Origin of the sequence: Wolbachia endosymbiont (group B) of Philonthus cognatus (assembly GCF_947179345.1) — a bacterium.
Classification (GTDB): domain Bacteria; phylum Pseudomonadota; class Alphaproteobacteria; order Rickettsiales; family Anaplasmataceae; genus Wolbachia.
In genome coordinates this window covers 1-11,344 of record NZ_CAMXBG010000002.1, presented here as the reverse complement: position 1 = coordinate 11,344, position 11,344 = coordinate 1, and the positions used below count along the sequence as shown (strand labels likewise).

General features: G+C 32.8%; 11 protein-coding genes. 7 read left to right on the top strand and 4 right to left on the bottom strand.

Annotated features, from left to right (window positions below):
* The first annotated feature begins 3 nt into the window (after positions 1 to 3).
* The 5 genes from ONG78_RS01915 (at position 4) to ONG78_RS01895 (ending at position 6,142) form a co-directional block, all read left to right on the top strand.
* Positions 4 to 993: a phytanoyl-CoA dioxygenase family protein gene (locus ONG78_RS01915; protein WP_214303434.1), complete on the top strand. Its 990-nt coding sequence runs from the start codon at positions 4 to 6 to the stop codon at positions 991 to 993.
* The gene (locus ONG78_RS01910; RefSeq protein WP_108784045.1) at positions 994 to 2,769 is read left to right on the top strand and encodes an ABC transporter ATP-binding protein; all 1,776 of its coding nucleotides are present in this window, start codon (positions 994 to 996) and stop codon (positions 2,767 to 2,769) included.
* 1 nt (position 2,770) lies between these two features.
* Positions 2,771 to 3,820 carry a threonine aldolase family protein gene (locus ONG78_RS01905; protein ID WP_006280069.1) on the top strand — a complete coding sequence of 350 codons (1,050 nt, stop codon included), beginning with the start codon at positions 2,771 to 2,773 and terminating at the stop codon, positions 3,818 to 3,820.
* A complete protein-coding gene (locus ONG78_RS01900; protein WP_264377389.1) occupies positions 3,817 to 4,869 on the top strand; it encodes a threonine aldolase family protein in 1,053 nt (350 codons plus the stop codon). Before ONG78_RS01905 ends, ONG78_RS01900 begins: the two co-directional genes overlap by 4 nt.
* A 127-nt stretch (positions 4,870 to 4,996) precedes the next feature.
* Positions 4,997 to 6,142: an MFS transporter gene (locus ONG78_RS01895; RefSeq protein WP_010405355.1), complete on the top strand. Its 1,146-nt coding sequence runs from the start codon at positions 4,997 to 4,999 to the stop codon at positions 6,140 to 6,142.
* A gap of 17 nt (positions 6,143 to 6,159) precedes the next feature.
* Here ONG78_RS01895 and ONG78_RS01890 read toward each other — a convergent pair whose 3' ends face one another.
* The 4 genes from ONG78_RS01890 to ONG78_RS01875 form a co-directional block, all read right to left on the bottom strand.
* Complete coding sequence (locus ONG78_RS01890; RefSeq protein WP_264377390.1) at positions 6,160 to 7,467, bottom strand: UDP-glucose dehydrogenase family protein; 1,308 nt, start codon at positions 7,465 to 7,467, stop codon at positions 6,160 to 6,162.
* Between the two features lie 47 nt (positions 7,468 to 7,514).
* Complete coding sequence (locus ONG78_RS01885) at positions 7,515 to 8,414, bottom strand: DMT family transporter (protein ID WP_264377391.1); 900 nt, start codon at positions 8,412 to 8,414, stop codon at positions 7,515 to 7,517.
* A 304-nt stretch (positions 8,415 to 8,718) separates the two neighbouring features.
* Complete coding sequence (locus ONG78_RS01880; protein WP_063630617.1) at positions 8,719 to 8,916, bottom strand: hypothetical protein; 198 nt, start codon at positions 8,914 to 8,916, stop codon at positions 8,719 to 8,721.
* Positions 8,917 to 9,788: 872 nt separating this feature from the next.
* Positions 9,789 to 10,142, bottom strand: a complete 354-nt coding sequence (locus ONG78_RS01875; RefSeq protein ID WP_264374480.1) for a TrbC/VirB2 family protein — start codon at positions 10,140 to 10,142, stop codon at positions 9,789 to 9,791.
* A gap of 128 nt (positions 10,143 to 10,270) precedes the next feature.
* Here ONG78_RS01875 and ONG78_RS01870 point away from each other — a divergent pair, with 128 nt between their 5' ends.
* Together ONG78_RS01870 and ONG78_RS01865 are read left to right on the top strand one after the other, a co-directional pair.
* Positions 10,271 to 11,086: a YihY/virulence factor BrkB family protein gene (locus ONG78_RS01870; RefSeq protein ID WP_264377544.1), complete on the top strand. Its 816-nt coding sequence runs from the start codon at positions 10,271 to 10,273 to the stop codon at positions 11,084 to 11,086.
* Positions 11,073 to 11,344 (top strand): SDR family NAD(P)-dependent oxidoreductase (locus ONG78_RS01865; protein ID WP_264377553.1); only part of this gene is annotated, 272 nt, incomplete at its 3' end. The genes ONG78_RS01870 and ONG78_RS01865, both read left to right, overlap by 14 nt.

Genomic DNA, 11,344 nt, shown 5'->3' with positions numbered 1-11,344 from the left:
CATATGGAAATACTACAAAAAAATGGTTTTTTTATTATCAAAAATCTGGTTCCTTTAAAGCTAATAACTCAGTCTTTAAGTGATATAACAAATAAGATATCAGAGCTATCCCAAGAACTAAGTGTTTCAACTTCTGACTACTTAAACTGTACCGGTAGATGGGGCACGTCATCTCGAGTAACTAGAATTATCTCTCAAGCATTAGATAAAATTATTAAAAATTACCTTGAAAAGTCACTTCAGTGTCAGATACTGCAGAAAAAATCAAATGTTATATGTAAAACTGCTGATTTAATAGATGCAGTTCCCTTCCATCAAGACATCTCCTATAGTTTCAATGATCCTTACCACTTTTCTGTTTGGTTAGCTTTGAATAATGTAAGTGAAACTTCAGGTGCACTGCAAATTATAGAAAACAGTCATAAATGGGAAATACAGCCTTTAGTTGATTTTTGGTACCCATATTTTTTTGATCAGTACTCAAATAATCGGGAAAATTACAAAATTAAGTCATTACCTATTTCAGCAGGAGATGCAATAGTTTTTGATTCACGGTTATGGCATGGTAGTGATAAGAATACAGATGCTAAAGATAGATTTGCTTATGTAACAAGGTGGATTATAAAAGATCAAGATCTTCCCTATGTGCCAAAACCTCAGCCTTCAGTTTTTGGTATACTCAATTGTGGTGAGTTAACAGAATCTGTACTGAGAGAATGCTTGTCATTGTTTGGCTACCAGGAAAGTGTAAAAGCAAAAAACATGGAAGAACTTATCAAGAGCTGGTTAGCCTTTATTACAGACACAACTACAAATATTTCTGAGATCGACACTACTGAGGCTAAGCGAGATTTATATAAGCTACTTATTCTGAATCGAGCATCAGCACTACATGATGCTGGAGACATCTCAGGAAAAATATACAAAAATTTATGGTTTTCACTACTTGTATTTCTCAATAAAAAAGTCAACGTAGTGGAGCTAGCATTATAAATGAACAGAAGTAGAGTTGATAGCTTCAAATGTGTATTGATGTTCATCTTGAATATAGTATCTAAATTCAAACTTAATGTACTTATAATGTCTTTAGTTGCCCTGGTGGTAGCTGTTGATTTGTCTTTTAGAAAGTATTTAGTAAAAAATATTCTAGATACAGCTGTAAAATATCAGGAAGGTAATGTAATTGAAAATCTTTTATTACCTGTAAGCGCTTATCTTGGCATGGCATTACTTATCACTACTGCTTTTAGATTCTATGGCTATTTTGTTGACATTCGAATGTTTACCTTAATGCGTCAAAAAATAGCTGATATATCTTTTTGTAGGCTACTCCAACAAGACCATTCCTATTATCAGAACAATTTATCTGGAAGCTTAGTACATAAGGTCAGTAGCTTAATGGATAGTGTGATAGAGTTAATAAGATTGCTTATAGATTGTTTTTTCGGTTACAGTATAGCATTAGTCTTAGCTATTTATACCTTATCATTAGTAAACATAAAGTTTGCAATCGCTACATTCACTTGGGTAAGCATTTTTATTTTAGTCTCGATTTTCAGCTTTCGTGTACTTACTGAACTAGCTGATAATTACTCTAAACAAAATTCAAAAGTAATAGCTAGTATAGCAGATAGTATTTTAAATGTTATATCAGTAAGGTTATTTTCTCAGCAAGCACATGAGAGACACAAATTTTTTCAAATATGCAAGAAAAGAACTATTGCAGAGAGAAAATTACAATGGGCATACTTTTGTCTTTGGTTTATATATGGCTATTCATTCGATATACTCCAAGCAGTAAACTTGTATTTTTTAATTCATGATTATCAATTGAACAAGATCGCAATAGGAGATATTGCTCTTGTACTTGGAATTAATATATCGATTATAGAGTTTCTTAACCATCTAACTAGGAATCTTACCCAATTTTCTACTCATTTCGGCAAAGTTTCAGATGCATTGCCAATCTTGACTACTGTACCAGAAATTCAAGATAAGGAAAATGCTAAAGAATTAAATTTATTAAGTGGAAGAATAACGTTTAATAATGTTTCTTTTTCTTATGAAGGCCAGGAGCCATTATTTCAAGATTTTTCAGTTACCATTAATCCTTGCGAAAAGGTAGGTCTAGTTGGTTATTCTGGAGGTGGTAAATCTACTTTTATAAACTTAATCCTAAGGCTATTTGATGTTAAAAAAGGTAATATACAGATTGATAATCAAATAGTATCAGAAGTTACACAGAGTTCTTTGAGGCAACAAATATCTGTAATACCTCAAGACCCATTGTTATTTCATGATACTATTTTAGCAAACATCATATATGGTAGACTTCAATCTACTATCGAAGAAATAATGAGAGCTGCAAAGCTGGCTGGTATTCACGATTTCATTATGACTCTACCAGATCAATATGGAACTACAGTCGGAGAAAAAGGCATCAAGCTATCTGGAGGAGAAAGACAAAGAATAATAATAGCAAGGGCATTTTTAAAAAACGCTCCAATATTATTTCTCGATGAACCAACTAGTCAGTTAGATTCTATAACAGAAAAAACAATTCAAATGAGTTTATTCAAATTGATGAAAAATAAAACTACGATTACTATAGCACACCGTATTTCTACACTTTTACACATGGACCGAATTCTAGTATTTAACAAAGGGAAAATTGTCCAAGATGGTAAACACGCTGAATTAGTTTCTAAGCAAGGTCTTTACAAGGAACTTTGGAATGCTCAAATTGGTTGTTTGAATGGCAAAAAATAAGATGGAAAAAATTATTGATCTGAGAAGTGACACTACAACTCTGCAGAGCTCCAACGTTATACATGCAATAAGTAATGCAACTGTTGGAGATTTTGCTTATGGTGAAGACAAAAGCTGTAATGACTTATCAGAATATTGCAAACAATTATTCAAAGTAGAAGAAGCATTATTTGCAACCAGCGGTATGCTTGCAAATAGATTAGCCATTGCCAGTCAAACAAGTCCTGGTGATGAACTAATAACTCATTATAATTATCACGTTAATTTTTTCGATAGCGCAGGCAATGCAAAAGTAAATAATATCGTATTTAATTGTATTAGAAATAATAGCGGAATCTTAGATGTTGCTGAAGTAGAATATGCTATTAATTCTAAGCCAAGGTACAAAATTTTTGCTCAGGTGAGTCTTGTTTCTATAGAAAATAGTATAAACGGGTTTAATGGTAAAATTTATCCTTTTGAAAAACAAGTCGAGTTATATCACTTTTTAAAAGCTCACAATGTAAATCTTCATTTAGACGGTGCAAGAATATTTAATGCTCATGTCGAAACAAATATTGCTTTAGCAGATTATGCTAAATATGTGGATACAATGAGCTTTTCTTTTACCAAAGGACTTGGAGCTCCTTTTGGTTCAATGCTTATGGGTAAAAGAGAGATAATTGAAAGGGCTAAAAAGCTACAGGTTTGGCTAGGTAGTGGTTATCATCAGATAGGGTATTGTGCTAATGCAGCAAAGTATGTACTACAGAACAATATTTCTAGGCTTAAAGAAGACAATAAACTCGCCAAACTGTTTGCAGACAAGATTAAGGAAATTCCACACATAAAACTGGTACTACCTTATCCAGAAACTAATATAGTAAGCTTTAGTATAAAAGCACTAAATGTAACTAATGAGGTTTTCTTGAGTAAGTGCCAAGCTTATGGTTTATTGCTTTTTCCTTGGCTCGAGTCTCATATAAGAGCAGTTACCCATCTTGGCACAAAGGAAACAGACATCATGAAAGCTGCTGAAATTATAAAGGAGGTTGTGTTAAATTTAATATGAGAGTAAAAATAGATTTCTTTAGCGATTCAAACACTGACCCTTCAGCTAAAATGAGGGAAGCGATGGCTAAAGCAAAAGTTGGAAACGAAGCTGCATGTGAAGATCCAACTGTGAACGAATTAGTGGCAACCGCATGTAAAATATTAGGTAAACCTGCAGGAATCTTTTTGATTTCAGGAACGATGTCCAATGTAATTGCTTATAAAGTACACATTCAAAGACCTGGTGATTACTTGCTGCTTGATGAAACTTCACATCCGCTCATAGTACAATCTGGCTTGATCGCAGCCCAAGCACATGCCACTCCTTTGCCCATCAAAGGTACGAGAGGAATATTTACTGGAGAACAAATTGTTGAGTTTATTACTCGTCCTAGTTTAAGAAATATTCCGAGAGTTGGGCTTGTTTCTATCGAACAAACGACAAATTTTGGTGGTGGAGCTGTGTGGCCTTTAGAATATATTCAAGAGATCTCAAGTCTCTGCAAAGAGAATGACGTATTCACTCATTTAGATGGAGCAAGACTGTTCAACGCTTGTGCTCATACTAAAATATCTCCAAAGGAGTATGCAAGTTATTTTGATTCGGTATTCATTGATTTTAGTAAAGGATTAGGTGCTCCAATGGGCGCAATATTGCTTGGAAGTGAAGAGTTTATTGAAAAAGCTTGGTACTATAAGTTTCAAATTGGCGGAGGTATGCACCAAGCTGGCATTATTTCAGCTGCATGTTTATATGCTCTACGTAATAATGTAAATTCTTTAGAAGAAGATCATAAAAAAATGCAGCACCTTATAGAAGGCCTAGACTCCATAGATCAAGTTATAATTGATATCGACCTGTATAAAACTAATATAGCGTATTTTTCATTACGTACTAATTGTATATCTACTCAAGAATTAATAAACGTACTAATGACAAATTATGGAATTAGAATGGCTAACATCAAAGGTAAAATCAGAGCTATAACACATAGAGATATAAGCTATGAAGATATTAATACTACTGTATCTGCTATAAGAAAGATACTAAGTAATTTTCTGCACTAATTGTTTGCAAACTTCTTGTCAAACAATATTATACCAATATAGTATTATGCTAGCATCTGCATAGAGCTATTTGGGAATAGGTGTGAACTTTGTCTTCTTTCAATATTTACTATTCTTCTGTGGATATATGCTGCTTTATTTATCAAGACAAAGTATACCAATTGCTCTACCACTGTTAATAGATACTGACCATGTAAAATTAAGCTATTTTTTTGCCTGCTTTTCTTTTTTTTATGGAGTATCAAAATTTGTTAATGGAATAATCATGGACTCCAAAAATAATCCATTATTTATGTTTGGGCTATGCAATATTGCAACTGGATTATTAACCATTGGTATAACTTTATCATATAATAATCTAACTTTATTACTGTTAACATTAATATTATTAGCTTGGACACAAGGGTTAGGTTGGCCAGCTATTACCAAGTTTATGGTTACAAACTCTAGCATCTCTTCAATTGCATCATCATGGGGAGTTATGAGCGCATCTCAGCAACTTGGTTCTTGTATTACTTTAATTGTATTACCAAGTATAATTAAAATATATGATGCAAAAAGTGCATTTTTGTACTCTGGTTTCTTATGCTTACTTTTTGGAATTTATATAATATTAAAGGCATATTACAAAGAAAGTGCCAACTTTACTACCTATTATAAGGTGCAGAAATCTCAAATAGGTATCAAGGTAACAAGTTCCATATGGTTTCTATGTTGTGCTACTTTTTGTGCTTATATTATAAAAATGGGAATCTTCTTTTGGTTTCCTATAATTTTAAAGAATAAATTACAAATTTCTCTTGTACAATCCTCACTAATAACAGGCGTATATGATTTAGGTGGAATCCTTGGAACTTTAATCACAGGAAGAATTAGTGATATGTACTTCTTTCAAAATAGAAGCTTGCTGGCATCACTTTATATGTTGGGTATAGCACTCACTTTTATTGCAATGAACTTTGGTCAAAACATAATTCTTATGAACCTTGGTGCAATCTTATCAGGATTCTTTATATTTGGAGTGCAAGTACTGACAGGTGTTATAGCTGTAGAAATTGCTCCACAAAATAATGTATGTGCAATTGTAAGCTTAACAGGATTATTTGGGTATATTGCAAGTTCAATATTTTCATGCGTGCTCTTAGGAGTACTTGTTAAGCACTGTGGTAACAGTATTATGTTTTCATTTTTTTCCATTTGCTCTGTTGTTGCACTCGTTTGCTTTTCCATACTATCAAGCAAAGATCTAAAAAAACTAAGTAAAGCGGTGTAAAAAAAATTTCTCAACAGTTAAACTTTGTAGATAGACTTTTTACCCAAGGAATAAACATGGTAACCATATCTTAGTAATAGCTCGCTATCTAATAAATTACGGAAATCAAAAACATTAGGTGCAGCCATAATACTCTTTAAACTTGCAAAATCTTGATTTTTAAATTCTTTCCACTCCGTTAACAATAACAAGGCTTCCGCGTCCCTTGCAGCCCCTATAGCATTGTCTGCGTACTCTATATCCTTTAGAACTTGCCTAGCATTATCCATCCCCATTGGATCATATGCAGTAACTTTAGCCTTGTTATTCACTAACAATTGTGCAATATCTATAGCTGGGCTATTTCTTACATCATCAGTACCAGACTTAAAAGTTAGCCCCCATATTGCTATTTTTTTATTTTGGACTCCATTTAATACATATTCTACCTTTTTAGCAATGTTTGTTATATGATTATAGTTAGATTCTTTAACTGAATTTAAAATTTGTAGCTTAACATTGTGGTCTTCAGCAAGCCTTAATAAAGCTGACAAATCCTTAGGAAAACATGATCCTCCAAATCCTGGACCAGCTTTGAGAAATTCCTTACCTATTCTATGGTCCATTCCCATACTGTTAGCTAAAAGGTCAATGTCTGCTCCTAATAGCTCACATAAACCTGCCATCTCATTGATAAAAGCAACCTTTGTTGCTAGAAAAGCATTAGAAGCATATTTAATCATTTCAGCAGTAACTGTATCAGTGACTATTAACGGAATATTCTTATCTATAAATGATTTATATATAACTTCTAGTTTTGCCCTAGCTAGCTTAGTTTTTACTCCTATTATTATCCTATCTGGGTATAAAAAATCTGATACTGCAGAGCCTTGCTTGAGAAACTCTGGATTAACCCCCAAATCAAAGTTATAACCCTTATTAGATAAATAATTATATATATTTTCTGCAGTACCAGGAGGAACAGTTGACTTTATCACTATTAAGCAATCTTGATTAACTCTGTCAGAAACTTCACTTACTGCATTATATACATTCTTTAAATTTGCATTTCCTAGGGAGTCTGATGGAGTATCTACAGTTATAAATACTACTTCTGTATTGGGATTTATTTGAAAATACGAATCGAAAAATCTTATTCTTTGTGACTTTATATTATTCTCTAAATAATCTGCTAATCCAGGTTCATATAGAGGAATTTTCCCTGATTTCAAAAGTTCAATCTTCTCAGTATTTATGTCAATGCAATCAACTTTATGGCCCTGCTCCGATAACATTGTACCAGATACTAAGCCTACATACCCTACTCCTATAATAGTTATGTGCATTTTATTATCACCTTAAAAATATAGCTTAGCATCTAAAATAAATACCATTAACAATTATAAACTTTTGTTGTTACATTATTTTTCTTAATTGCCTTACCTTCCGAATAAGCTATAAATAAGGTTGATGGTATTAATATCAAAGTACCATATAAAGCACTTTTATCAGGTAATTCATTAAATATAACGTATGTTACTATTGCAGAAATTATTAGCTCTATGTATCTATACGGTGCAAGTGCAGTAGCATCAGTAAGAGCAAAAGCTTTTAACATGAAGAACAGAATTAGGTTTGAACTTATTCCTAAAATCAGCAGTAATACTAACTCCAACAAGGAAGGCATATGCCAATAAAATAACAAAGGTGGAGTAGAAAAAATAGTTGTCGTTAGAGCTGAATAAAATAACATACTTATTACTGACTCTTTTATTACAAGTTTCTTATTAAGCATGTCTAATATAGCAAAGATTAATGCAGATACAATAAAAATAAGAATTTTAGGATTAAAATCTTCACTATGAGCTTTGGTAGTAATAGCAATACCAACAAAGCCAATAACAGTTACTATCCATCTTTGCCAAATTATATTTTCGTTTAGCAAAGGGATTGCAAGAAGTATAACAAATAATGGTATAGAAAAACTTATAATCGTTGCAGTTACTATGGGGAAAACAGTCAACCCGTAAGTCCATAAGGTCATTCCACAAAACAACAACCCACCCCTGGTTATTTGAGTAGATATTTGACTTGTTTTAAAAGTTTCTATTCCATAGTAAAACATAAAAGGTACAAGGGTAATAGTGGTAAACAGAAAGCGGAAAAAAATTATTTCAAAACTCTGAAGATGTAAACTTAGATATTTTGATATAGTATCATTAGCTACACTACTAAGTAAGCTAAGTATAAACCAGATAACCCCAAACAAATAAGCTCTCAATCTGTAATCCATAAAGCTTCTGATTTAATAGATACGATGTACTCATATAATTTTACTACAAAACTAATAATATAAAAGTTTTCTGATGTACGTCCCCAGAATGTGATCGTAAGGGTTCATTATAAATAATTCGGGAAATTTCGTCTCTTTAGACATATTAAGAGCTATGTAACGAACGTTTATATTTGTGAGTAATAGTAAGGCTCAAGGTAAGGAAAATGCTAGTGAGGTAAAGTAGAATAACGTTGATTTGATAATTTAAGCTCATTCCCTCTTGCTACATCTCTCTTTAAATATCTCCTCTTTTGTAGCAGGTCTATAGAATTATACAGAGTATTTTATCTTCCAATACAGGCAATCTTGACGTTCTTCCATGGCATTTCTTCTGTTCTTGAACTTTTTCCCACTCTGGGCGCACTTTTTCTACAATCTTTTCGAATTCTTCTATTTTCAAACCTGTTACATCTCGAAAATTTCTCGGATGTTCTTTTAGATTATGGTAGTTTAAGCTCATCTTCCCTCTCTATTCTCTTGCTATACCTCCCTATTTTATAACCATTCCCACTCTTTTGCAGCAGGTTTAAAGAAATACTAAAGGCAAAAGATACGCTTGCGTAGTTCGAAAGCTTTCTATAGGATAAGTCTCACCTGATTTACAAATAGAATTGTTATGTTAGATGTTTGCTATTTATTCTTAAGCTCATTTTAACAGCATTTTGCTTTTTTTAGTATGTAGGGGTTTTCTAGGAATTATCCTATTGAATTCTATGATATTATTTTTTGTAACATTGTTATACATATCATGATACTAAGAGTATTTATCCTTATTTTTGACCTGCAGGCTCAATCACAAAATCAGTAAAAAACTCAAATATTTATTGGTAAATTACACAAAAATTATAGCGGCTTTTTAAATTTTTTCTACATTCAGCCAAATCACGCTTGTTAGCACATTATCAATTTAAATTATTAAAACTCGTTACACGGGGACTTTTTTGCTTTTTTTTTGCTTGGTAAATTTTTTAATATTTGTAGCTAAAGTAATTTTCGAGAGGTGTTATGTAAGTAGCTGACACACAGCTGTACGAGCATTCATTTTTGAAAGTAAATTGCGTAGCAAATGGTGTCATCCGAGTAGCTGACACTGGGATCCATCTCTTAATACAGCCTCATCAAAAATGTTGTGTTTTAACATAAAATTAACTGCTTCTATGCTCATAAACTTAATATCCAATCAAATTTCCTGGATCCCAGTATCAAGTACTGGGATGACAGGGGAGGGACTACTCGAATAACACCTTTATGGTGGCTTAAGTCACAAGTTCGTGCAATGATGGTGCTCCTTAAAGAAGCACCATTTGCTAATGTTTTGAAGCTTTATGCTTATTATTTGCATATATTTTTTGTTGTATCCCATGTTTTACCATCAGGGCAAGCAGTTACACCATCTTTACAAATCACACCACCTGGTACTATTTTTGAAACAACTACAGGTGCACCAAAAAACACAGCAGTAAATGCACCGAGTGCAAAAAGCGCTGGCCATGGCATTCTGCCAAATATTGCCAGCAAAGCTGCACCAATTATCACTATTGTAATCATAGGTCCGCCTATACCGTGAGTATAGCCTACTATTTTGCATATTGTATTGGTTGTTGCATCATCAGTAACAGCAGCAGCAAAAGCATTATCAAATGCAAAGGAAAGAATTAAAGCTACAAGTAGAAGAAAATTTTTCATTATGCCTCCGTATTTAACGCTGGATTATCTATCATTTTGATTAAATTTAAGTAAACGGTGAGGATTTTTTGCTTAAAAGTATGCTTTATTTCATTTAGAATACTTTTCTTAGTTTATTTATATTACAAGTGCTACAGAAATTTTATAGTATCGTTTATTGCCTTTATCGTGCTTTAATTGACACAATTTATAATGATGGAGTGGAGCATGCAGGGTATCTATCATTTTTAATCCTGTTATCAATATTTCCTTTTCTTATTGTTTTAATAGCCATGGCATCAACGTTCGCAAATTTCTTAGATCAATACAATGTCGGCTGGGCATTTATTATTGATAACATGCCACAGGATATTTTATCATCTTTGATGCCACGTATTAGGGAGATAATATCAGGCCCTCCGCAAAGCTTATTAACCTTGGCAATTGTAGGCGCTGTTTGGACTGCCTCATCGACAATTGAAGGATTTAGAACGATATTGAATAAGGCCTATAAAGTTCCGGTTTCATCGCCTTATATATGGAGAAGGGTGCTCAGTATATTACAATTTTTAGTAATTACGCTTGTTACAACTCTGACTATAGTATTTTTTACATTAGTGCCAATGTTAATTGATTTTTCTTACCAAGGGCTAAGTTATACTAGATATTTACTTATTGAGTTTGTGCTTTTTACTATAGTATCTTGGCTATATTTCACATTGCCAAACATAAAACAAAACTTATCAGACGTATTTCCCGGATCTTGTGTAGCTGTTATTCTTTGGACGATCTCTGCTTCAGCTTTCAAGCAATATTTAAAAGCTTCCTTTGGCCAACTGAATTTGATATATGGAAGTTTAGGCGGTGTGGTGATGTCGTTGCTATTTTTTTATGTGCTAAGTTTGATTTTTATATATGGAGCAAAATTTAATTTTCAGCTAAAATATTTCAATGAATCTTGCTAAAGAGAAAGAAATGGGTAAGTTAGAAGGTAAAATAGCTTTAATTACCGGGGCTTCAGGTGGAATAGGCTCTTCTGTTGCAAAAAGATTTGTAAAAGAAGGTGCATGTGTGATTCTAATTTCCAGATCTCTTGATAATCTCAAGCCATTGTATAACGAAATTGAAGAGCTTAAAGAAGGCTCTGTGAAACTAATTCAGCTTGATCTTTTAGACTTTGAAAACGTAGAAAAACTGGCAAATATGATAGAAAGCCCAAAATT